Origin of the sequence: Nocardiopsis sp. YSL2 (assembly GCF_030555055.1) — a bacterium.
In the GTDB taxonomy this organism is placed as follows: Bacteria; Actinomycetota; Actinomycetes; order Streptosporangiales; family Streptosporangiaceae; genus Nocardiopsis.
On record NZ_JAMOAO010000001.1, the window covers coordinates 173,941 to 196,559 of the forward strand.

Consider the following 22,619-nt stretch of genomic DNA (forward strand, 5'->3'; position numbering starts at 1 on the left):
GGCCGCGAATCGGTGCGCCCCTCCCGGAAACGGGGCCTTCGGGGCTCTTCCGATCCGCGGCCCCCGAGAGCCCCGACACCAAGAGACTGACGACGCCTATGGTGGAAGTCTGGCCAGGTAGCTCCTATCCGCTCGGTGCGACCTACGACGGGTCCGGCACCAATTTCTCCCTCTTCTCCGAAGCCGCCGAACAGGTGGAACTGTGCCTGTTCGACGACGACGGCGAGGAGACCCGCATACCACTGACCGAATACGACGGATTCGTCTGGCACGGATACCTCCCGGGCGTCGGCCCGGGACAGCAGTACGGATACAGAGTCCACGGCCCCTACGCACCGGAACAGGGGCTGCGGTGCAATCCGCACAAACTTCTCACCGACCCGTACGCCAAGGCCCTCAACGGCAACCTCACCTGGCACGAGTCGCTGTTCAGTTACCACTTCGCCGATCCCGACCGGAAGAACACCGCCGACAGCGCCCCCTACGTACCCAAGTGCGTGGTGGTGAGCCCGTTCTTCGACTGGGGCAACGAGTCCCGTCCGCGCACGCCCTACCACGAGACGGTCATCTACGAGGCGCACCTGCGCGGCCTGACCATGCGCCACCCGGGTATCCCCGAGCACCAGCGGGGCACCTACTCGGGGCTCGCGCACCCGGTGATGATCGACTACCTCACCTCGCTCGGGGTGACGGCGGTCGAGCTCATGCCCGTGCACCACTTCGTACCCGAGCACGCCATGGTGGCGCGCGGACTCACCAACTACTGGGGCTACAACACCCTGGCCTTCCTCGCCCCGCACAGCGGGTACGCGGCGCGGGGCTCACGGGGCCAGCAGGTCCAGGAGTTCAAGGCGATGGTGAAGTCGCTGCACGAGGCGGGCATCGAGGTGCTCCTGGACGTGGTCTACAACCACACCGCCGAGGGCGACCACATGGGCCCCACGCTCTCGCTGCGGGGTATCGACAACATCGGCTACTACCGGGTCAGCGACGAGGACCAGCGCTACTACCTCGACTACACCGGCTGCGGCAACAGCCTCAACGTCCGCCACCCGCACTCGCTCCAACTGATCATGGACTCGCTGCGCTACTGGGTCCTGGAGATGCACGTGGACGGGTTCCGCTTCGATCTGGCCTCGGCCCTGGCGCGGGAGTTCCACGACGTGGACCGGCTGAGCACCTTCTTCGACATCGTCCAGCAGGACCCGGTGATCTCCCAGGTCAAGCTGATCGCCGAACCCTGGGACGTGGGCCCGGGCGGCTACCAGGTCGGCAACTTCCCGCCGTTGTGGACGGAGTGGAACGGCAAGTACCGCGACATCGTGCGGGACTTCTGGAGAGGCGAGCCCGTGCTGGGCGAACTCGCCTCGCGCCTGGCGGGGTCCAGCGACCTCTACCAGAACGACGGCCGCCGCCCGGTGGCCTCGATCAACTTCATCACCTGCCACGACGGGTTCACACTCGCCGACCTGGTCTCCTACGACCACAAGCACAACGAGGCCAACGGTGAGGACAACCGGGACGGGACCGACGACAACCGGTCCTGGAACCACGGGGCGGAGGGACCCACCCAGGACCCGGAGATCATCACACTCAGACGCCGCCAGATGCGCAACTTCCTCACCACCCTGTACCTGTCGCAGGGGGTCGTGATGCTCTCGCACGGCGACGAGGTGGCCCGCAGCCAGGGCGGGAACAACAACGCCTACTGCCAGGACAACGAGATCTCGTGGATCGACTGGAAGGGCGCCGGGCTGGACGGGGAGGAGCCCGACAACGACCTGTTGGACTACGTGCGCGCGCTGGCGCGCCTGCGCAGCGAGCACCCGGTCTTCCGGCGCAGGCGGTTCTTCCACGGCAGCCCGGTGGAGGGCTCGCGCTCGGGCCGGGACGGCCTGCCGGACATCGCGTGGCTGCGTCCGGACGGCAAGCCGATGTCCGGCGCCGACTGGAACGCGGAGGGACGGGCACTGGGCGTGTTCCTCAACGGGGAGGCCATCACCGAGCCGGACCCGCGCGGGCGGGGGATCCACGACGGCTCCTTCCTGCTGCTGCTCAACAGCGGCGCGCAGGCGGTGGACTTCACCTTGCCGGGGACCGAGTTCGGGATGGCGTGGGAGACCGTCCTGGACACGGCCGAACCGGACGTGAGCGGTCGGCCTCCGGTGCCGGCCTCGGGCCCCGTCCGGGTCATCGACCGCGCGTTGCTGCTCCTGCGCAGGGTCTCGCACCGCACCGGACAGACCGCCCACCGCACCTGAGGGTCCGGGCCGCGCGGCCGGGCTCCGCGGATCCCGGTCGCGCGGCCCGGCTCGCGGCGGCGGCTCCGGGCGGGCGGCCCGGTGCGTGCGGCCCGCTCCGCCCGGGCCCGGCGAGCGCGAAGCCCTACCCTTGGTGACCATGTCGTCGAACAACCCGGACCACGCGCCCTTCCGCGAACTGCTGCCCTCTCCCGGGGCCACGGACGTGGACCTGGCCGCCGCCTACGCCTACCCCGTCGGCCTGGACCGGCCCTGGGTACGCGCCAACATGGTCGCCAGTGCCGACGGCGGCGCCGTCGGCCCCTCCGGGCGCAGCCGCGACCTGTCCTCGGTTCCCGACCGCCGGGTGATGGGAGTCCTGCGCGGCCTGTGCGACGTCGTCCTGGTGGGCGCGGCGACCGCGCGCGCGGAGGGCTACGGGCCGGTCCGCGCCCGCGGGTCGTGGGCTCCCCTGCGCGCCGGCCGGCCCGACACGCCCCGCGTGGCGGTGGTCTCGCGTTCGCTGGACCTGCCCGAGGCGCTGCTGACCGATGCGCCCACGGACGCGCGCACCGTCGTGTTCACCACCTCGCACGCCCCGGCGCAGCGCCGCGACCACGTGCGCGAGCACGCCGACCTGGTCGTGGTCGACGGACTGTCCGTCGGTCCCGAGCACGTCGTGAACGCCCTGGCCGAGCGCGGGCTGTACAGGGTGCTCACCGAGGGCGGCCCGCACCTGCTGGCGGAGTACGTGGCCGCCGGACTCCTGGACGAGCTGTGCCTGACCGTGAGCCCGCACCTGCTGGGCTCGGGCGCACCCCGCATCGTCGCCGGGGGTTCCGGCACACCGGGGGCACCGGAGCACGCCTCCGTGCAGAACACACCCGTGCGCTTGGCACACCTGTTGGAAGCCGACGGCCACCTGTTCGCGCGTTATCTGCGGTAAACGCTCCGCGGAGGGACCCGCGTGCTCCACGTCGATTTCGGCCACCCCCCAATCACGCATGAACCGCCCCGGAATCGGACATACCCGATGTGTGCCTCTGGTGGGTAGATCGACACCGGACACACCGCATCGACGGGGCTTACCGGCTTGGCCCCCCGGCCGAGAGGATGAACGTAGTGCCGACGTCCGACAACGGGTCCCCTCCGGTCTACCGAGAGATCGCCGAGGAGCTACGCGGACAGATCCGCTCCGGACGGTACGCCGACGGCGACCGCCTCCCCGGTGAGAACTCCCTCATGGAGCGTCATGGTGTCGCACGAGCGACGGCACGGCAGGCGCTCTCCGTCCTGATCAACGAGGGCCTGGCCGTGGCCGTGCGCGGCTCCGGCATCTACGTCCGCCTGTTCCGGCCGGTACGAAGACACGGGGCCCGACGCCTGTCCAAGGAGCTGTGGGGCAACGGACGGGCGATCTGGCGGACCGACACCGAGGACCGCGGCTACGACGTGGACCACCTGCGCGTGGAGGAAGCGGTGGCAGGGGACCACGTGCGGCGCGCGCTCGGGCTGGCCGAGGGCGAGGCCGTGGTGCGGCGCACCCGGCGCTACCTCGTGGACGGCCGTCCGGTGCAGAGCGCCGTCTCCCACCTGCCCCTGTCCCTCCTCGGGCGGCCGGAGGACTCCCCCGCGGCGCGCAGGATCAGGGAGCCCGACTCCGGGCCGGGCGGAATCTACGCGCGCCTGGCCGAGCTGGGCCGGGCCCCGGCCCACTTCACCGAGGAGATCCGGGTGCGGATGCCGACCCCGGAGGAGAGCGAGGAGCTGAGCCTGACCCCCGGGACGCCGGTCCTGGAGGTGGCGCGCACCGCCCTGACCGACCAGAACGTGCCGGTGGAGTTCAACGAGATCACCATGGACGGCTCGGCGTACGTGCTCCAGTACGACTTCGACGCCTGATCCGCCGCACACACGAGGAGGGGCGCCCGCGGGCGCCCCTCTGCCGTTTCGGTCGGCTCATGCTCGATCGACTCGATTCCCGTTTCCTGTCCTGCCTCGGCAACCACCCCGCTTGGAGGCGAACACCAGATATCCCAGCGGCAGGATCGCCAGCCCGACGGCCAGCGCCCCCGCCGCGGCGAAGAACGGACTCTCCGGCCGGGTCATCGCCCACTGGGCCATCCCGAACCCCAGGAACACCGCCAGCGCCAACGCGCCGAGGGCGATCGCGCCCGCCAGCGCGAGCAGACCGCGATCGGTCCAGGGCTCGGGCCTGGCGCGGGCGATCCCCGCCACCGTGGCCCTGGCGCTGAGCTCGACCGCCCAGCGCACCTCCCCCGCGACCGTGACCACCCCGGCGGAGGCGGCGCGGGCGCGGGCCCGGGCTCCCACGGTGACCTGGTCCAGCCACCACAGTCCGTATCTGATTCTTCCCACACGCAGTGGTCGGCGAGTCACTCTGAGTGCCTGTTGTGCCGCTACAGCCATGCCACCTGCCTCAGTGCACTTCGACCGCTGACCCTGGTGTGTGGCCTACCCTGCACAATCCGTCCCGAACGTTGCGCAAAGTGAAGTTACTGGTATGTGGCCTCTAAGGATGATTTACCTTGCTTCATGGATATCTGCGGCATTTGTCGCCCGTGGCGCCCTGGCAGCGCCCGGGCACGATTCGGGGTAGCGTCTCATCATGGCTGACTCAGTGGATCCGGCCCCGGGCACCGGGGCGGCGGACATTCCCCAGACCGACCAGGAGTGGCGCGAGCGGCTCAGCGCCCAGGAGTACGCCGTTCTCCGCCAGGCGGGCACGGAACGACCCTGGACCGGCGACTACGTCGACACCAAGACGACCGGGGTCTACCGTTGCCGCGGCTGCGGGGTCGAACTGTTCCGTTCCAGTGAGAAGTTCGACTCCCACTGCGGCTGGCCCAGCTTCTTCGACCCGGCCGACAGCGACGCCGTCACCCTGCACGAGGACACCTCGATGGGCATGGCGCGGACCGAGGTGCGGTGCGCCACCTGCGACTCCCACCTGGGCCACGTCTTCCGAGGCGAGGGATACGCCACTCCCACCGACGCCCGGTACTGCATCAACTCCATCGCCCTCACCCTGGAGCCGGCGGAGTAGGTTGGCATACCATCCAGGTTCCGGGTCACGAGCCCGTCGGCCACCGCCCCCGGTGGCCGGCGACGTCTCCGGCGGCCGCGCCACGGCCACAGCCGGATCAGGGATAATCACATGACGTGCGACCGGGAACACCCCCCCGGCCCGGGGAGCACGGTGCGGACGGACGGAAGTACCCGGGCGCCCGCGCACCCGCCAGACCCGGAAGGCACCGGGTCGACCCCTCACAGCGGTACCCGATGTGCGGGCGACCAGACCGACCCGCGACGAAAGCGCTCGATGACCGACGACTCACCCACCACCACCTCCTCCTCCCCGCGTCCCGCGGCCAGGCCCAGACTCGGTATGGCACAGGGATCGGCCCCCTGGCTGGTCCCGTCCCTGGCCGCCGCCGGAGCCGCCGCCCTCGCCGCGCGCGGGTCCCGGGTCCGTGCGGCGGCCGCCCTCCCCGTGGTCGCCCTCGCCGCGGGCATGACCTGGTTCTTCCGCGACCCCGAGCGGGGCCCGGCGACCGGTCGGGTGCTGTCCGCGGCCGACGGCGTCGTCCAGAGCCTCGACACCCGGCCCGACGGACGCGTCCGGGTCGCGGTGTTCATGAACCCCCTCAACGTGCACGTCAACCGTGCTCCCCTCGCCGGCCTGGTCACCGGCGTCGAGCACCGCCCCGGGGGTTTCCGCCCCGCCTTCGACAAGGACAGCGAGCGTAATGAGCGCGTCATCTGGACCCTTGAAACCGAGATCGGTGAGGTCACGGTCGTTCAAATCGCCGGCGCGATGGTCCGGCGTATCGTCCCGTATCTCGCTGCGGGGCAGAAGGTCGAGCAAGGCGAGAGGATCGGGCTCATCCGGTTCGGGTCACGGGTCGACGTCTACCTTCCGTCCGGGGTCGCCCCGGCGGTGGAGGTCGGCCAGAAGGTCCGCGCCGGAGAAACCCGTCTTGACGCCGACTGACGGCGCCGTCCTGCCCCCGCCGGCCGGGGCGCCCGCTGAGACGGCTCCTCGGCTGCGCCTGGGCCCCGCCGACTACCTCACCCTCGGCAACGCCCTGTGCGGCTTTCTGGCCGTCTGGGCGCTCGCCACGGCCCAATCGGCGCAGGCGGCCTCCGGCACCGGCGGGCCGCTGCCGCACGCCGCGATGGCCACGGTCGTGGGTCTGATGCTCGTGGCCGCCGCCCTGGACGTGCTCGACGGCCGGGTGGCGCGCAAGCTCGGCGGCAGCGGCATGGGCGCGGAGCTGGACAACCTCGCGGACGTGGTCAGCTTCGGCTTCGCCCCGGCCTTCTTCTTCGTCGTGTGGGGCATGCGGGCCGAGGGACTGGAGCCGTTCGCCGTCGTGGCGGGCGGGGCCGTGCTGCTCGCGGTGATCGTCCGGCTGGCCCGGTTCTCCTGCCAGGCCCCGGGGGCGGACTACTTCACCGGTCTGCCGTGCCCCTTCGGCGCGATGGCCGTGGTGACCGTGGTCCTGCTCGACCCGCCGCCGCTGGCGGGCGTGGCCGCGGTGCTGCTGATCTCCTGGCTCATGGTGAGCCGGATGGAGTACCCCAAGCCGCGCGGCCGCAAGGCCTACGCCGTCCTGGGCGTCCTCGCCGCCGGTGTGGCCCTCATGGCCGCCTGGGGCCTGGGGGCGCCGGCCGGTCAGACGCTCATCTACCTGATGAGCGCCGCCGTGCTCGGTTTCATCGTGACCATCCCTTTCTACGTGCTGGCCACCCGCAGATCGGCCCGCCTCGGGCGCCATTAGGACGGGGGCTTCGGTCCTTCCGGTGCACTCCCTCGTTCCTCGGGAGTGCACCTCCAGGCCCTCCAGGACCCGTCGGCGCCCTCGCTGTGCCTTTCGGGCCTCCGCCCGTTCCTCGCTTCGGCCCGGATAGCCCCCCTGGGGTTCCGGCGAGCGGGACCCCTGGGGGGTTGGCTCGGGGCAAAGCGAGGAACGGGCGGAGGCCCCGAAAAAGCTACGGCAGGGCGTCGACCAGCTCGGCGACGCTCTTGCGGCGGCCGGTGTAGAAGGGCAGCTCCTCGCGCGTGTGCAGGCGGGCCTTGGCACCGCGCAGGTGGCGCATGAGGTCCACGATGCGGTGCAGCTCGTCGGCCTCGAAGGCCAGCAGCCACTCGTAGTCGTTCAGACCGAACGAGGAGACGGTGTTGGCGCGCACGTCCGGGTAGGGCGCGGCCATGCGGCCGTGCTCGGCGAGCATCGCGCGGCGCTCGTCGTCGGGCAGCAGGTACCACTCGTAGGAGCGCACGAACGGGTACACGCACAGGTGGTCGCGCGGCTCCTCACCGGCCAGGAAGGCCGGCACGTGGCCGCGGTTGAACTCGGCCGGGCGGTGCAGGCCCACGACCGACCACACCGGGGCACTCGCCTGCCCGACCCGGGTGCGCCGGAAGGCGGAGTAGGTCTCCTGGACCAGCTCGGAGCTGTCGGCCACCCACCAGAACATGATGTCGGCGTCGGCGCGGAAGCCCTGGACGTCGTAGCTGCCGCGGGTGGTCACCCCGCGTTCGGCCGCCTTGTCGAGGAAGGTCTGGAGCTCGTCGGCGGCCGCGGCCCGGTCCAGGCCCTGGAGGGAGCCGACCTTGAAGACCGACCACATGGTGTAGCGGATGAGGGAGTTGAGGTCGGTGCCGTCCTGGTCGACGGCGGTGTTCTGCTGGCCCGTCACGGGTTGACTCCTTGCTGGTTCGGTCCGTCGGCGTCGCCGCCGGGGTGGGTGTGACTGTTCGACTGGAGGGTGCCCGCCAGGTGCGCGGCCTCGCGGCCCGCGTCGGCGATGCACGCGGGGATGCCCACGCCGCCGTAGACGGCGCCGCACACCCCCAGGCCCCGGAGGCCGTGGACCGCCGAGCGCACGCGTTCGACGCGGTCGGCGTGCCCGACCGCGTACTGGGGCAGGCCGTCGGTCCACCGGGTGAGGCGGGTCTGCACGGGTGGTGCGGTCCGTCCGGTGACCGTGGTCAGGTCCGCGAGCGCGGCCGCGGTCAGCTCCTCGTCCGAGCGCTCCAACGCTCCGTCGCCCGCCCGGCCGATGGAGCAGCGCACGACCACGAGGTCGTCTCCGGGATTGGCGGCGGCGAGTTCCTCGGCCAGCCACGGCCACTTGTTGGTGGAGTAGGTCGCGGCCTTGATGGTGAGCCCCTCCCCCGCCGGGACGAGGAAGCCGGTGCCGGTGAGCGGTTCGGGGAAGGCCGACGCCGGGAAGGCGAAGGTCAGCAGCGCCATGCCCGCGTACTCGACGCCTCGGAGTCCGTCGGCCGCCTCGGGGGCGTGGTCCGCGAGCAGGCGGGCGGCCTCGTGGGCGGGACAGGCCAGCAGGACACCGTCGCAGTCGAGCGACTCGCCGTCGTCCAGGTGGACCCGCCAGCCCTGGGAGAGCCGCTCCAGGGAGCGGGCCCGCGTACCCGTGCGCACGTCCTTGCCCAACCGCTCGGCCAGGGTGCCGGTGAGCGTGGCGACGCCGCCGCGCAGTGAGGCGAACACCGGCCCGGAGGCGGTGGGCGCCGAGCCCCTGCCCCGCAGACTCGTGTGCACGGCGCGCATGAGCGAGCGGTCGCGGCGGGCCATGGGGGCGATCTGGGGCAGCGTCGAGTCCAGGGAGAGGCGGTCGGCGCGACCCGCGTAGACGCCGCCGAGCAGGGGTTCGACGAGCCGGTCCACGACCTGGGCGCCCATCCGGGCGCCCACGTAGGCGCCCACGGGCACGTCCCCGCGCACCGGCGTGCGCGGCCGGACCAGGTCCAGCCCGGCGCGCAGCGTCCCGGACCAGGACAGGACCCCGCTGCGGGCCAGCTCGCGCAGGCTGCCCGGCACGCCCATCAACTGCCCCTTGGGCAGCGGTCGGATCCGCCCGCGGCTGTAGACGGCGGCGGCGCCGGGACCGGGGTGCACGATCTGGTCGGACAGGCCCAGTTCGGTGAAGAGCTCCAGCGCCTCGGGGCGGCGTGCCAGGACCGACTCGGCGCCCGCGTCCACGGGAACGCCCGCGACGGCGGAGGCGTGCAGCTTCCCACCCGGGGTCTCGGCGGCCTCCAGGACGGTGACGGCGCTTCCGAGCCCGGTGAGGCGGTGGGCGGCGGTGAGTCCGGAGACCCCGCCGCCGACCACGACGACGTGCGGTGCTTCAGGCATGACCCCAGCTTTCCAGATGCTCTGGGTCACAGCGATCCGCACTGCCGGTTGGGCCCCGGCCGGCGGCGGCCCGTCCAGGCGTCCGCCACCGGGACGTGGCCCAGCCGTTGCGGTGTCGTGACCGCGCGACCGCAACGGGCGGCGGAACGGGTGCGTCCGAGGGACATGGATACTTCAGCGTTGCCCCCGGCGCGATCCGTCGGGGTAGTGATCGCGGCCGGCCTGTCCGCCTGGATGCTCGTCGCCTGCGGAGCCGCCGGAGGCGGATCGTCCGCTGACCGCACCACCGAGTCCTACGCCCAGGGCCCCGCTCCGGAGGCGGCGGCCGATGACATCGCCGCCGCCGAGGGCGAATCGGCCGAGGAGAGCGCCGACGGAGGGGAGGGCGGTACCGGTGTCGGCGCCGACGTCGAGATCGACGACCGCGACCTCGTCCACACAGCCGACCTGTCCGTGCGGGTGGACGACGTGTCCGAGGCGTCCGAGGCCGCCAAGGACGTCGCCGTCGACGCGGACGGCTACGTGGCCTTCGAGCAGGTGTCGACCCCGACCGGCGGGACGCCCGAGTCCTCTCTCACGCTCCGTATCCCCGACGAGGGGTACGAGGACGCCCTGAGCGCACTGGCCGAACTGGGAGACCGGTCCAGCCTGGAGCGGTCGGTGGAGGACGTGACCGAGGAGGTCACCGACGTCGAGAGCCGGATCGAGTCGGCCGAGGCGTCGCTGGCGACCCTGCGGGGCTACCTGGACGAGGCCGAGGACGTCGAGGACCTGCTGGAGGTGGAGCGCGAGATCCAGTCCCGCCAGGCGGAGCTGGAGTCCCTCCAGGCTCGGATGGAGTCCCTGAGCAACCTGACGTCGTACTCGACGGTGCACCTGCGGCTGATGCCGCCGGAGACCTATCTGGAGGAGCCGGACGAGGACTCCATCGGGTTCATGGGCGGCCTCGAACGCGGCTGGCGCGCCCTGGTCACGCTCGGCGAGGGCATCGCGGTGGCCCTGGGCTGGCTGCTGCCCTTCCTGGCGGTCGCCGTCGTGGTCGCCGCCGGGCCCTGGATCTGGTGGCGCCGCCGGCGGGCCGCACGCGCGCCCCAGAGCGCAGAGCGCCGCACCCCGTTCGGCCGCCGACGCGGGCGGGGCGGCGACCGGCCGGGCACCGCCGAGCGCACGGACGAGTCGGCTCCGGACACCGGCGGCGCTCCGTCCGAGGCCCCGGACGAGGACGACGAGCGGTGACCTCCGCGGCCACCGGGCCGTGAACAGCACGGTGCCCGGTCACCCTCCGGGGGCGTGACCGGGCACCAGAGCATTCCAGGGGGTCGGACGTCGACTGCAGCCCACCCATGCCCCACCGGATCGGACGTCGGCCGTTCAACCCGCCCGTACCGCAGAGGGGTTGGACGTACACGGGCGCGCTCACCGACCCCAGGGGGGTTGATCCGGGCCGAAGCAGGAAGGACCGCGCCGCAGGCGTCCGTTGAGGGTGGTGGCGGGCGACGTTGCCGCCAGCGAGCTTGCGAGCCAGGCGAGTCGACGACGAAGGACCCGGCGTCAAGCGCCCCGAGTCTGCTCGTGCACGAACGCCGTCAGCCGTGTGAGGACCTCCGGGTCGGTGCTGGGCAGCACGCCGTGTCCGAGGTTGAAGATGTGGCCCTCGGCGGCGCGCCCGCGGTTCAGGATGTCGCGCGTGCGCTCGGCGATGACCTCCCAGGGCGCGAACAGGGTCGCCGGGTCCAGGTTGCCCTGGAGCGCGGTGCCCGGCTGGACGCGCTGGACGGCCTTGTCCAGCGGCACCCGCCAGTCGACGCCCACGACGTCGGCCCCGGCCTCGCTGAGCAGGCCGAGGAGCTCTCCCGTACCCACACCGAAGTGGATGCGCGGCACCTCGAACTCGCTGAGCTGACCGAAGATCCACGAGGTGTAGGGCAGCACAGAGGTGCGGTAGTCCTCGGCGCTCAGCGCGCCGACCCAGGAGTCGAACAGCTGGACCGCGCTGGCCCCGGCCTCGATCTGGGTGCGCAGGAAGCCCAGCGTGATGTTGGCCAGGCGGCGCATCATCTCGTCCCAGAGCTCGGGCTCGCCGTACATGAGCGCCTTGGTGTGCTCGTGGTTCTTCGACGGCCCGCCCTCGATGAGGTAGGACGCGAGGGTGAACGGCGCGCCCGCGAAGCCGATGAGCGGCTTGTCGCCCAGCTCATGGGTGAGTTGGCCGACCGCCTCGGAGACGAAGGGCAGGTCGTCCGGCTCGAGCTCGCGCAGGCGCTTGATCCCCGAGGCGTCGCGCACCGGGTCGGCGACGACGGGGCCGACCCCGGGCTTGATGTCGAGGTCGATGCCGATCGCCTTGAGCGGAACGACGATGTCGCTGAAGTAGATCGCGGCGTCGACGTCGTAGCGGCGCACCGGCTGCATCGTGATCTCGGTGATCATGTCGGGGCGCGCGCACGCCTCGAGCATCGGCACGTCGGCGCGGACCCGTCGGTATTCGGGCAGGGAGCGTCCGGCCTGGCGCATGTACCACACCGGCGTGTGGTCCACCGGCAGGCGCCGGCAGGCGCGAAGGAAAGGAGAGTCTTGAAGCGTCACTCCTCGATCGTGCCATGCCCTCCGCCGTACTCCGACTCGGATCGGCCGACCGGGGCCGCCGGACGGCGCCGCGGAACCGCGATCCGGCGCGGCCCAGCGGTTCCGGGTCCCAAGATCATCACAAAACCCCGACACGCCGCGCCATCTGCGGCCACCACGCGGTGACTCGTGCCACGGTCGAAGGCGTGCCCACCCCTCGTCCGCACGGGGAGAACCGGGGATATGCCGGATGAGCCCGCCAGGACGTGATCACCACACAATGAAGGCTGACGTTCCCACCATGCCCGATGTCGGAAGCGCCGAGGACGCGCACGAGACGTTCCGGCGAGCGGTCGAGGCCCTGCACGGCGCCCGTGTCCGCCCCGAGATCACCGTGCGGGAGATTCCCGCCCCCCAGCGGCTGGCCCCTCACACGGCCGCGGTCTCGGCCGAGGTCAGCGTGCACGACGAGGAGATCGCCTGGGGACGCCTCATCATCCTGTACGACCCGGAGGGCGTACGGGACTGGCCGGGGCCGTTCCGCGTGGTCTGCCAGGTCAACTCCGAGCTGGAGTCGGACATCGCCACCGATCCCCTGTTGGGGCCCGTCGCGTGGAGCTGGCTGGCCGACGCCCTGGACGCCGAGGAGGCCTCGCACCACACGCTGAGCGGCACGGTCACACGTGCGACGACCGAGGGATTCGGCACGAAGGCGGGCGAGGGTTCGACCACGGAGGTGGAGATGCGCGCCTCCTGGACGCCGGAGACCGATGACCTGTCGCCCCACGTCAGCGCGTGGTTGGCGCTCCTGGCCTCGGCCTCGGGCCTGCCGCCGCTGGACGTGACCGACATCGCCAGGCAGCGTTCGCGGCCCTGACCACGCAGCCGCTGCGCCGACGGCCGAATCGGCGTTCGGTGGCCACAGCGCATACCGTAGTGGTGTGGCGAACGCGTTGAACTCCAAGACAGACTCCCGCGAACCAGGCGACGACGACGCTGAGAGGGCGCCCCTGCTGCGGGAACCGCGCGAGGGCCTGCCCGAGGTCACCGCCGACGCCGACGCGCTGGCCGACGTGGTCCGTGCGCTGTCGGCCGGGACCGGTCCGGTCGCGGTGGACGCCGAGCGGGCCTCCGGTTACCGGTACGGGCAGCGCGCGTATCTGGTGCAGCTGCGCCGGGAGGGTTCGGGGTCGGCTCTGGTCGACCCCATCGCCTGCCCGGACCTGAGCGCCCTCAACGACGCCGTGGACGGCGCCGAGGTGGTCCTGCACGCCGCCCACCAGGACCTGCCGTGCCTGTCCGAGGTCAACCTGCGTCCAGCACGGCTGTTCGACACCGAGTTGGCGGGACGGCTGCTGGGCTACCAGCGGGTCGGCCTGGGCTTCATGGTGGAGCGCCTGCTGAACGTGCGCCTGGCCAAGGAGCACTCGGCGGTGGACTGGTCGCAGCGTCCGCTGCCCGAGGACTGGCTGCGTTACGCGGCGCTGGACGTGGAGATCCTCATCGAGCTGCGCGACACCCTGGAGACCGAGCTGGCCGAGACCGGCAAGCTGGAGTGGGCCAGGGAGGAGTTCGCGGCGGTGCTCACCGCGCCGCCCAAGGAACCGCGCGCCGATCCCTGGCGCCGCACCTCGGGGATCCACCGGGTGCGCAACCAGCGGGCCCTGGCCGCCGTGCGCGAGCTCTGGTACGAGCGGGACCGGATCGCCCAGGAGCGGGACGTCTCGCCCGGCCGGGTGCTGCCCGACGCGGCGATCGTGGAGGCCGCCTCGACCATGCCGAGGACCACGGCGGAGCTGGCCGGGATCCGGCAGTACGGCATCAAGCTCGCGCGCCGCTACCTGACGACGTGGATCAAGGCGATCAACCGGGCGCGGGACATGGAGCAGGCCGAGTTGCCGCGGCCCAACGCCCCCGGTGACGGGCCTCCCCCGGTGAACCGGTGGGCGGACCGCGCGCCGGAGGCCGCGCGGCGCCTGGAGGCGGCGCGGGCGACGGTGACGGGCATCGCCGAGGACGTGGTCATGCCGACGGAGAACCTCCTGCTGCCGGACACGGTCCGGCGCCTGGCCTGGTCGCCTCCCGGGACCGTCGATCCCGACTCCGTGGCCGCGTTCCTGCGCGAGCGCGGGGCGAGGGACTGGCAGGTCGGCCTGACCGCGGATCCCCTGGCCACGGCTCTGCTCGGAGCCGAGCGGGAGTAGGGCGCGGCCGGTGCGGACCGCCCCGCCACGAGCGGGACGGGTGCCCGTGGAGGAGGGCCGGGTCGGGCGAACGTCACGTGACCGGAGAGTGGACAAAAGTTAGCTGGTACCCCCAGCGGACACATCCAATCCAAACGTGACGGAAGTCACTGCCCTCGAAGGGTGGTTGATGCCTGTTCCGTGGCCCCGTGTCCGATTAAGTTATAGAAACGTGCCCGGACGTTCTCGGGTGCGTGAGGATCATACGGGTTTGCGACCGACCGTCGGCGATCACAGCCACGGCCGTTCGATCAGGGAGATGTGGTGAGTCTGCTGTCGTTCTGGCGTGCCCTCGTACGCGGCACCCGCCTGGCGGGTCTGTCCGCCCAGCGGTCGGCCGACACCGCTCGCGCCGCCTTCGGCGAGCGCGCCCGCGAGCGGGATGAACGCACCGGCGCCATCGCTCCGGAGGAACATGTGGCGGGGACCGCCACCGTCGCCCCGGTCCGGGCCCCCGCCCCCAAGCGCCTGCCCGCACCGAGCGCGACGCACGCCGTGGCCGAGCCCGCGGACGGCGCGACCCGTGTCGCGTCCCGTTCGGCCGAGCCGCGCGTCCCCACGGCGGGGATGCGTGCCGCGGCGTTGGAGCGGACCCTGCGCTCGCTCGTCGAGCGGTTGGGGACGGAGCACCCGGACACGATCACCGCGCGCAACAACCTCGCGACCAAGTACGCGCAGATGGGGCGCCGACAGTCGGCCGTGCAGCAGTTCGAGCTGGCCCTGGCCGAAGCGGTCACGGTCTACGGCGAGGAGCACCCCCGCACCGAGATCATCCGCGAGAACCTCGCCTGGGCCTACGAGGACGCCGGCCGTCCGGCGGAGGCGGCGAGCCAGTGGGAGATCCTGCTGAACGAGCGGGAGAGCCAGTTCGGCACGGCCGACGCCGACACCGTGGAGGCGCGGATCCGCCTGGCGGTGTGCCTGCGGCGCAGCGGTCGCCCGGAGGCCGCGGTCGAGCACTACGAGCAGGCGATCCGGGACGTGGGTTCGACCGAGCGCCGCGAGGAGCTGCGCCTGGGCCTGAGCGCCGCGCTGAGTATGACGGGGGGCGCGGCGGCCGCCATCGACCAGCTGCGCCTGGTCCTGACGGCGCGGCGGCGCCGGCTGGGCAAGGGGCACCTGGACACCCTGTCGGTGCACCACCGGCTGGGGCGTGCCCACACGCAGGCGGGACGGCCCGACGAGGCGGTGGACGTGCTGCGGGAGGCCTACCGCGTGGCACTGAACTCCTCGGGCGACCCGGAGGTGCGGCGGCTGACGATGCGTCTGCGCCGGGACCTGGCGGGTGCCTACAACGCGGCCGGGCGCCACCGGGAGGCCAACGCCCTGCTGTGACCAGAGCGCCGGGGAACGGCCTCTGGAGTTCCGGAGCACGCCGAACGCCCCCGACACCGATCCGCGTGTCGGGGGCGTTCGCATGCCCGGGGAGGAGACGATGCAGGTTCGGCCCAGGTTCGTGGCCCCCTCCACTCGCGCAACTTGTTACTGGCGAGTAGCATGAACGCATACAGTCCATTCACACCTTGGAGAAGGAGGGCCCATCGTGCCGCGAACTGCCCGCGATGTCGTGTTTGTCGACGGGGTCCGCACCCCGTTCGGCAAGTCAGGCAAGGGCCTCTACGCCGAGACACGCGCCGACGACATGATCGTCCGTGTCATCCGCGAGCTGATGCGCCGCAACCCGGGCCTGCCGCCCGAGCGCGTCGACGAGGTCGCCATCGCCGCCACCACCCAGATCGGCGACCAGGGGCTGACGATCGGGCGCAGCGCCGCGATCCTCGCCGGTCTGCCCAAGAGCGTCCCCGGCTACGCCATCGACCGCATGTGCGCCGGTGCGCTCACGGCCGTGACCACCTCCGGCGCGGGCATCGCCTTCGGCGCCTACGACGTCGTCATCGCCGGTGGCGTCGAGCACATGGGCCGCCACCCCATGGGTGAGGGCGTGGACCCCAACCCGCGCTTCCTCTCCGAGAAGCTGGTCGACCCCAGTGCGCTCGTCATGGGCAACACCGCCGAGAACCTGCACGACCGGTTCCCGACCATCACCAAGGAGCGCGCCGACGCCTACGCGGTGCGCAGCCAGGAGAAGGTCGCCAAGGCCTACGCCGACGGCAAGATCCAGCCCGACCTGGTCGAGGTACTCGTGCGCTCCCTGGAGCAGGGCTTCGGCCTGGCCACCCAGGACGAGCCGCCGCGGCCCGGCACGAGCATGGAGTCGCTCGCCGGCCTCAAGACCCCGTTCCGCGCCCACGGCAACGTGACGCCCGGTAACGCCGCCGGCCTCAACGACGGTGCCACCGGCGCCATCCTGGCGGCCGAGAACGTCGCCGACGAGCTCGGCCTGAGCTCCAAGATGCGCCTCGTCGACTTCTCCTTCACCGGTGTCGAGCCCGAGGTCATGGGTGTCGGCCCGGTCCCCGCCACCGAGAAGCTGCTCGCCCGTCAGGGCCTGGGCATCGACGACATCGGCCTCATCGAGATCAACGAGGCCTTCGCCGTCCAGGTGCTCGCCTTCCTGGAGCACTTCGGCATCGCCGACGACGACGCCCGCGTCAACCCGTGGGGCGGCGCCATCGCCCTCGGCCACCCGCTGGCCTCCTCCGGCGTCCGCCTGATGATGCAGCTCTCGCGCCTGTTCGCCGAGCGTCCCGACGTCCGCTACGGCCTGACCACCATGTGCGTCGGCATGGGCATGGGCGGAACCGTCCTGTGGGAGAACACCAACTACGAGGGGGGCAAGTGAGCACCGCTATCGAGCAAGCGCGGGAACTGTTCAGCGACGAGGTCGTCACCAACGCGATCTCGCGTGACGTCGAGCTCCCCTACGGCGCGGGCACGGCCGTCCTGATCACACTGGACAACGGCCACGACCACACCAAGCCGAACACCTTCGGCCCCGGTGGTCTGATGAGCCTGGACGCCCAGATCGAGGCGGCCCGGGCGCGCACCGACATCGTGGCCGTCGCGGTCACCGGCAAGCCGTTCATCTTCGCCGTCGGCGCGGACCTGACCGGTGTGCCCAAGATCGAGACCCGCGAGCAGGCGCACGCCATCGGCAAGCTCGGACACGACGTATTCCGCAAGCTGGGCGAGCTGGACGTGCCGACGTTCGCGCTCATCAACGGCGCGGCGATGGGCGGCGGCACCGAGGTGGCGCTGCACTGCACCTACCGCACCATCTCCTCGGGCGTCCCGGCGCTCGCACTGCCCGAGACCTTCCTCGGGCTCGTCCCGGGCTGGGGCGGCACGTACCTGCTGCCGAACCTGATCGGCGCCGAGAAGGCCCTGAAGCTGATCGTCGACAACCCGCTCGCCCAGAACAAGATGATCAAGGGCGGGCAGGCGTTCGAGATGGGCATCGCCGACGCGATGTTCGAGCCCGCCGACTTCGTCGAGGAGTCCCTGCGCTGGGCGGCCCAGGTCCTCAAGGGCGACGTCACGGTGGAGCGCCCCGAGGTCGACAAGGGTGAGGCCTGGGACAACGCGGTCAACATGGCCCGGTTCGTGGTCGAGGGCAAGCTGCACGGCGCCGCCCCCGCTCCGGCCCGCGCGGTCGAGCTGGTCGCCGAGGCCAAGAACCGCACGCCCGATGAGGGCTTCGCGGCCGAGGACGACGCGCTGGCCGACCTCATCATGAGCGACGAGCTCACGTCCGGCCTGTACGCCTTCGACCTGGTCCAGAAGCGTGCCAAGCGTCCCGCGGGCGCGCCCGACAAGTCGCTGGCCCGCAAGGTCACCAAGGTCGGCGTCGTCGGCGCCGGCCTGATGGCCGGGCAGCTGGCCCTGCTGTTCGCCCGCCGCCTGGACGTGCCGGTCGTCATGACCGACCTGGACCAGGAGCGCCTGGACAAGGGCGTGGCCTACGTCCACGGCGAGGTCGACAAGCTCCTGAAGAAGGGGCGGATCAACAACGACAAGGCCAACCACCTCAAGGCCCTGGTCACGGGTTCGCTGACCAAGGACGCCTTCTCGGACGCCGACTTCGTCATCGAGGCGGTCTTCGAGAAGATGGAGGTCAAGCAGCAGGTCTTCGCCGAGGTGGAGGCGGTCGTCTCCCCCGAGGCGATCCTGGCCACGAACACCTCGTCGCTGTCCATCACCGAGATGGCGTCCAAGCTCCAGCACCCCGAGCGGGTCGTGGGCTTCCACTTCTTCAACCCGGTCGCCGTCCTGCCGCTGCTGGAGATCATCCGCGGCGAGCGGACCGACGACGCCGCGCTGGCCACGGCCTTCGGCACGGCCCGGAAGCTGAAGAAGACCGCCGTGCTGTGCAAGGACGCTCCGGCGTTCGTCGTCAACCGCCTGCTCACCCTGTTCATGGGCGAGGTTCTGGGTGCGGTCGGCGAGGGCACCGAGCCCGAGACCGCCGACCGCGCGGTCGCGCCCCTGGGCCTGCCGATGTCGCCGCTCATGCTGCTCCAGCTGGTCGGCCCGGCGGTCGCGCTGCACGTGTCCGAGACCCTGCACGAGGCGTTCCCCGAGCGCTTCGCGGTCTCGGCCGAGCTCGCCGAGATCGTGAAGGAGGGCAAGACCGCGATCTTCGCCCCCGACCTCACGATCGACCCGGAGGTCAAGAAGCTCTTCAGCGGCGGCGACAAGCCCTCCGAGGAGAGCGAGATCCTGGACCGTGCGCTGCGCGCGCTGGCCAAGGAGATCCGGATCATGCTGGACGAGGGTGTCGTCGCCGAGGCCGCCGACATCGACCTGTGCCTGATCACCGGCGCGGGCTGGCCGTTCCACACGGGCGGCATCACGCCGTACCTGGACCGCGCCGGCGTGTCCGAGGCCGTCAACGGCAAGCGGTTCCACGAGGGTGCCCCGAAGGCCCTCTAGCCTCCCGGAACCCCTGAGCGGGCCCGGTCGCCACAGGCGACCGGGCCCGCCACCTTTCTCCACAAAGCCACCGAAATCCACGATTCTCCGCGTTTCCATTACACGTTCCTACCGACACGTAACCCTGTGTAATGTCTCACGCGTGGCAATCTCCCCAGAGCATCAGATCTACTCAGAACTGTTCTCAGACTCCCCCGACATGGCCGTCGAGTTCCTGCGCGGACTCGGCGCGAGAATCCCCGAGTACGAACGCAGCGAGATCACCTCGTGCGACCTCGGGCACGTCGACCCCGTCGAGCGCCGCTCCGACGTGGCGATCATGCTGCGTGGCCGGGGCCCCACGGACCCCTTCGACAGACTCATGGGGATCGTGGTCGAGGTCCAGCGCGACGAGAAGGCGCGCAAGCGCTTCACCTGGCCCGAGTACGTGGCCGCCCTGCGGGCCAGGCACGAGTGTCCGGTCACTCTTCTGGTCATCTGCCCCAAGCAGTCCGTGGCCGACTGGTACGCCGCACCGATCGAACTCGGGCATCCCGGGCTCGTTCTCCGACCCTTGGTCATCGGACCCAAGGACATCCCCGTCGTCACCGACCCGGGCACGGTCTCCGCCTCCCCCACCCTGGGTGTGCTGTCGGCCGCCGCGCACGGAACGAAGAAGACGGATGTCCTGGAGGCCCTGCACACGGGCCTCGACGCGATCGACCCCGAGGACGCGGCGAAGTACATTGGGTACTCGCTGCACCTGCTCGCCGGAACTGATGGACAGAAGGCACTGGAGGCGCTCATGATGGCGAACACGTTCGACTACCACAGCCCCTGGGTGGACAGCCTCCGAGCCGAGGGCGAGGCCAAGGCGCTTCTGCGGGTACTCGCCAGGCGCGGCATCGAGGTCCCCGGGGAGGCGCGCGAGCGCATCCTCCGGTGCACGGACGAAGAGACCCTCGACACGTGGCTGGACAGGTCCGTGACCGCGACGACCATGGACGAACTGTTCGCCGAGTAGGTCCCCGTACGTGAACGGGCCCGGTGAGCGGTGGGGACGGCCCGCGCCGGATCCTCCGGTGCGGGCCGTCCGCGGACACGAGCCCGGCGCGGGCGGCATCCTCCGCGGCGACCGGTTCGGGGCACCGCGCCAGGGCGTGGGTGGTGGATACCGCCGGAGCGACGCGCAGCGGGGCGAGTATCCGCAGCGCACGCCCTAGATGCGCTCCAGTTCGCGGGGGCTCCGCTCCGGCGCGGTGCGGACGCTGGATCCGTCCTCTTCCGCCCCGCCCTCGGAGATGCCGATGCGGTCGTGCACCCACCGCAGGGGCCGCGGGAGCCACCAGTTGGCACCGCCCAGCAGGCGCATCGTCGCCGGCACCATGACGGCCCGCACGAGTGTGGCGTCCACGACCACCGCCAGGGCGAGGCCGATGCCGATGATCTTCAGGAACAGCAGCCCTGAGGTGCCCATCGCCACCAGGACCACCACGAGCAGCAGCGCGGCGCTGGTGATGATCTGGCCCGTGCGCTGCAGTCCCAGCGCCACCGACCCGGTGTTGTCCCCGCTGCGCAGGTACTCCTCGCGCACCCGGCTGAGCAGGAACAGCTCGTAGTCCATCGCCAGGCCGAACGAGACGATGGTGATCAGGACCAGGTACGTGGGGTCGATCGTGCCGACGGCGTCGAAGCCCAGCACGGCCGCGAACGCGCCCTCCTGGAACCCCCACACCACCAGGCCCAGGGACGCGCTCAGCGACAGGGCGCCCATCAGGACCGCCTTGACCGGCAGCACCACGGATCCGAAGGCGAGGAAGAGCAGGAGCAGGGTCGCGGTGGCCACGAAGGCGACCGTGACGGGCACCGACTCGACGATCGCCGCCACGTTGTCCGCCTGCATGGCGGCCACTCCGCCCACCAGGGTCTCCTGGGCCCCCTCCGGCAGCGGCTCGGACCGCACGTCGGCGACCAGGCCCTCGATCTCGGGTGAGTCCGACTCGCCCTCGTAGGCGACCAGCACGTGCGCGATACCGTCACCGGTGCGCTCCACCGAGGCCAGGGCCGCCTCGGGCAGGTCCGCCAGCCGTTCGGCGTAGTCCTCCAGGTCGTCCTCGGCGACGTCGCCGACCACCGCGACGTGCAGCCGTCCCAGGCCGCCCGCGGGGAAGTCGTCCGCGAGCGACTCGCTCGCGATCCGGCTCCCTGCGTCCTCGGGCAGGTAGCGCTGGTCGGTGGAGCCGAGCTGGGCCGAGGCCAGCCCAGAACCGAAGGCCAGGAGTACGCCGCCGACCGCGACCAGCGAGACCGCGGGGCCGCGCATCACCGTGCGGGCCAGGCGTGCCCAGGCACCGGCGCGCTCGTGGACGGCTCCGGTGACGGTGCGGCGGGGCAGGGGGATGCGCAGGCTGTCGATCCGGGGCCCGACCACGGACAGCAGAGCGGGCAGGAACACGAGCGCGGCCACCAGGTCGAAGGCGACGACCGCGATGCCGCCCCATCCGATCGACTGCAGGATCGGCTGGGGGAAGAAGAGCAGGCCCGCGAAGGCGATACCCACGGTGACGCCGGAGAAGGCCACCGTGCGGCCCGCGGTGTCCACCGTCCGGCCCACCGCCTCGGCGATCGGTCTGCCCTGTCCCGTCTCCTCGCGGAAGCGGCTGACGAGGAACAGTCCGTAGTCGATCGCCAGGCCCAGGCCCAGGATGGTGGCGACGTTGATCGCGAACACCGACACGTCGGTGACGTGGGTCAGAGCGCGCAGGGCGGTGAGGGAGCCGAGGATGGCCAGACCGCCGACGGCCAGGGGCACCAGCCCGGCGATCAGTCCGCGAAAGATCAGGACGAGCAGGAGCAGCAGGATCGGCAGCGTGACCAGTTCGGCGCGCACGACGTCGCTCTCGGCCGTGGCCGACAGTTCGCTCTCGACCGCCACGGGGCCGCCCAGGTGGACGTCGAGCTGGCCGGACTCCAGGACCTCGGCGACCTCGTCGTACTGGTGGAGGCGCTCGGCGTGGTCCGCGCCGGACAGGGTCACCGGTACGTAGGTGGCGTGCATGTCCTCGGAGACGAGGATGCCGCGCTCGGTCTCCCCGAGGTCCTCGTCGAGATAGGTGTCGGCCTCGGCGACGGCGTCCTCGGGCAGGTCGTCCACGATCCGCTGCACGGCCGCCGCGAAGGAGGGGTTGTCCACCCGCATCTCATCGCTGCGGTAGACCGCGACGACGTCGACGTCGTCGTGGCCGAGCTCGTCCTCCAGGACCTGGACGGCGCGCGACGACTCCGAGTCGGGGTCCTCGAAACCGCTCTCGCTGACGTCGGAGAACACCGCCGAGCCCCAGACGGCGGCGAAGACCGCGAAGAGCGCCGTGGCCACCAGGACCCACCATCGGCGACGGTGGGCGGCCAGCCCCAGACGCCCGAAGATCCCCATATGTGTGCGCATGCGTGATCCTCCGCGAACGGTCTTCATGTGGGTGAACGGTGTCAGCTAACGGTGTTCACTAAAGCGTTCGGGCGTTACGATGTCAATGTCGCATTGTTGAGTCACGCGCCACCGAACCGGCGCG

Annotated in this window: 18 protein-coding genes; 13 read left to right on the forward strand and 5 right to left on the reverse strand. The window is 71.5% G+C overall.

Translation table 11 applies throughout. The features are described from left to right. Window positions 1–98: 98 nt before the first annotated feature. The 3 genes from glgX to M1P99_RS00735 all read left to right on the forward strand — a co-directional run bounded on the left by glgX (window position 99) and on the right by M1P99_RS00735 (window position 4,142). Window positions 99–2,261, forward strand: coding sequence for a glycogen debranching protein GlgX (gene glgX, locus M1P99_RS00725; protein ID WP_304450759.1), 2,163 nt, complete (start codon window positions 99–101; stop codon window positions 2,259–2,261). 139 nt (window positions 2,262–2,400) lie between these two features. Beyond that, window positions 2,401–3,186 carry a pyrimidine reductase family protein gene (locus M1P99_RS00730; protein WP_304450760.1) on the forward strand — a complete coding sequence of 262 codons (786 nt, stop codon included), beginning with the start codon at window positions 2,401–2,403 and terminating at the stop codon, window positions 3,184–3,186. Between the two features lie 167 nt (window positions 3,187–3,353). Further along, window positions 3,354–4,142 carry a GntR family transcriptional regulator gene (locus M1P99_RS00735; RefSeq protein ID WP_304450761.1) on the forward strand — a complete coding sequence of 263 codons (789 nt, stop codon included), beginning with the start codon at window positions 3,354–3,356 and terminating at the stop codon, window positions 4,140–4,142. A 57-nt stretch (window positions 4,143–4,199) separates the two neighbouring features. Here M1P99_RS00735 and M1P99_RS00740 read toward each other — a convergent pair whose 3' ends face one another. Further along, the gene (locus tag M1P99_RS00740; protein ID WP_304450762.1) at window positions 4,200–4,619 is read right to left on the reverse strand and encodes a hypothetical protein; all 420 of its coding nucleotides are present in this window, start codon (window positions 4,617–4,619) and stop codon (window positions 4,200–4,202) included. Window positions 4,620–4,869: 250 nt separating this feature from the next. On the opposite strand from M1P99_RS00740, the gene msrB reads away from it, so the two are divergent. The 3 genes from msrB (at window position 4,870) to M1P99_RS00755 (ending at window position 7,045) form a co-directional block, all read left to right on the forward strand. Next, window positions 4,870–5,307 carry a peptide-methionine (R)-S-oxide reductase MsrB gene (gene msrB, locus M1P99_RS00745; protein ID WP_304450763.1) on the forward strand — a complete coding sequence of 146 codons (438 nt, stop codon included), beginning with the start codon at window positions 4,870–4,872 and terminating at the stop codon, window positions 5,305–5,307. Window positions 5,308–5,583: 276 nt separating this feature from the next. Continuing rightward, on the forward strand, window positions 5,584–6,255 hold the full coding sequence (locus M1P99_RS00750; protein ID WP_304450764.1) for a phosphatidylserine decarboxylase: 672 nt from the start codon (window positions 5,584–5,586) through the stop codon (window positions 6,253–6,255). Next, the gene (locus M1P99_RS00755) at window positions 6,242–7,045 is read left to right on the forward strand and encodes a phosphatidylcholine/phosphatidylserine synthase (protein WP_304450765.1); all 804 of its coding nucleotides are present in this window, start codon (window positions 6,242–6,244) and stop codon (window positions 7,043–7,045) included. The genes M1P99_RS00750 and M1P99_RS00755 overlap by 14 nt, the downstream gene beginning before the upstream one ends. Window positions 7,046–7,256: 211 nt before the next feature. On the opposite strand, the gene hemQ is transcribed toward M1P99_RS00755, so the two are convergent. Then, window positions 7,257–7,967: a hydrogen peroxide-dependent heme synthase gene (gene hemQ / locus M1P99_RS00760; protein WP_304450766.1), complete on the reverse strand. Its 711-nt coding sequence runs from the start codon at window positions 7,965–7,967 to the stop codon at window positions 7,257–7,259. Then, window positions 7,964–9,430: a protoporphyrinogen oxidase gene (hemG, locus tag M1P99_RS00765; protein ID WP_304450767.1), complete on the reverse strand. Its 1,467-nt coding sequence runs from the start codon at window positions 9,428–9,430 to the stop codon at window positions 7,964–7,966. The genes hemQ and hemG overlap by 4 nt, the downstream gene beginning before the upstream one ends. Window positions 9,431–9,595: 165 nt before the next feature. On the opposite strand from hemG, the gene M1P99_RS00770 reads away from it, so the two are divergent. Then, window positions 9,596–10,666, forward strand: a complete 1,071-nt coding sequence (locus tag M1P99_RS00770; RefSeq protein WP_304450768.1) for a DUF4349 domain-containing protein — start codon at window positions 9,596–9,598, stop codon at window positions 10,664–10,666. Window positions 10,667–10,981: 315 nt separating this feature from the next. On the opposite strand, the gene hemE is transcribed toward M1P99_RS00770, so the two are convergent. Continuing rightward, window positions 10,982–12,016 (reverse strand): uroporphyrinogen decarboxylase, encoded by a 1,035-nt coding sequence (hemE, locus tag M1P99_RS00775; RefSeq protein ID WP_304450769.1) that lies wholly within the window; start codon window positions 12,014–12,016, stop codon window positions 10,982–10,984. Window positions 12,017–12,296: 280 nt separating this feature from the next. Here hemE and M1P99_RS00780 point away from each other — a divergent pair, with 280 nt between their 5' ends. From M1P99_RS00780 to M1P99_RS00805, 6 genes are all read left to right on the forward strand, one after another. Next, window positions 12,297–12,872 carry a DUF3000 domain-containing protein gene (locus M1P99_RS00780; protein WP_304450770.1) on the forward strand — a complete coding sequence of 192 codons (576 nt, stop codon included), beginning with the start codon at window positions 12,297–12,299 and terminating at the stop codon, window positions 12,870–12,872. Between the two features lie 64 nt (window positions 12,873–12,936). Further along, the gene (locus tag M1P99_RS00785) at window positions 12,937–14,199 is read left to right on the forward strand and encodes an HRDC domain-containing protein (protein ID WP_304450771.1); all 1,263 of its coding nucleotides are present in this window, start codon (window positions 12,937–12,939) and stop codon (window positions 14,197–14,199) included. 309 nt (window positions 14,200–14,508) lie between these two features. Continuing rightward, window positions 14,509–15,573 (forward strand): tetratricopeptide repeat protein, encoded by a 1,065-nt coding sequence (locus tag M1P99_RS00790; protein WP_304455516.1) that lies wholly within the window; start codon window positions 14,509–14,511, stop codon window positions 15,571–15,573. Window positions 15,574–15,781: 208 nt separating this feature from the next. After that, a complete protein-coding gene (locus M1P99_RS00795; protein ID WP_304450772.1) occupies window positions 15,782–16,981 on the forward strand; it encodes an acetyl-CoA C-acyltransferase in 1,200 nt (399 codons plus the stop codon). Then, window positions 16,978–19,071, forward strand: coding sequence for a 3-hydroxyacyl-CoA dehydrogenase NAD-binding domain-containing protein (locus M1P99_RS00800; RefSeq protein ID WP_304450773.1), 2,094 nt, complete (start codon window positions 16,978–16,980; stop codon window positions 19,069–19,071). The genes M1P99_RS00795 and M1P99_RS00800 overlap by 4 nt, the downstream gene beginning before the upstream one ends. 142 nt (window positions 19,072–19,213) lie before the next feature. Then, on the forward strand, window positions 19,214–20,074 hold the full coding sequence (locus tag M1P99_RS00805) for a hypothetical protein (protein ID WP_304450774.1): 861 nt from the start codon (window positions 19,214–19,216) through the stop codon (window positions 20,072–20,074). A 195-nt stretch (window positions 20,075–20,269) separates the two neighbouring features. On the opposite strand, the gene M1P99_RS00810 is transcribed toward M1P99_RS00805, so the two are convergent. Next, on the reverse strand, window positions 20,270–22,495 hold the full coding sequence (locus M1P99_RS00810) for an MMPL family transporter (RefSeq protein WP_304450775.1): 2,226 nt from the start codon (window positions 22,493–22,495) through the stop codon (window positions 20,270–20,272). Window positions 22,496–22,619: the final 124 nt, after the last annotated feature.

What these genes read in the sequence shown, in the direction of transcription:
- glgX (WP_304450759.1), top strand. Translation starts at nt 99, where the DNA reads ATGGTGGAAGTCTGGCCAGGTAGCTCCTATCCGCTCGGTGCGACCTAC.
- M1P99_RS00730 (WP_304450760.1), top strand. Translation starts at nt 2,401, where the DNA reads ATGTCGTCGAACAACCCGGACCACGCGCCCTTCCGCGAACTGCTGCCC.
- M1P99_RS00735 (WP_304450761.1), top strand. Translation starts at nt 3,354, where the DNA reads ATGAACGTAGTGCCGACGTCCGACAACGGGTCCCCTCCGGTCTACCGA.
- msrB (WP_304450763.1), top strand. Translation starts at nt 4,870, where the DNA reads ATGGCTGACTCAGTGGATCCGGCCCCGGGCACCGGGGCGGCGGACATT.
- M1P99_RS00750 (WP_304450764.1), top strand. Translation starts at nt 5,584, where the DNA reads ATGACCGACGACTCACCCACCACCACCTCCTCCTCCCCGCGTCCCGCG.
- hemG (WP_304450767.1), bottom strand. Translation starts at nt 9,430, where the DNA reads ATGCCTGAAGCACCGCACGTCGTCGTGGTCGGCGGCGGGGTCTCCGGA.
- M1P99_RS00770 (WP_304450768.1), top strand. Translation starts at nt 9,596, where the DNA reads ATGGATACTTCAGCGTTGCCCCCGGCGCGATCCGTCGGGGTAGTGATC.
- M1P99_RS00780 (WP_304450770.1), top strand. Translation starts at nt 12,297, where the DNA reads ATGCCCGATGTCGGAAGCGCCGAGGACGCGCACGAGACGTTCCGGCGA.
- M1P99_RS00810 (WP_304450775.1), bottom strand. Translation starts at nt 22,495, where the DNA reads ATGCGCACACATATGGGGATCTTCGGGCGTCTGGGGCTGGCCGCCCAC.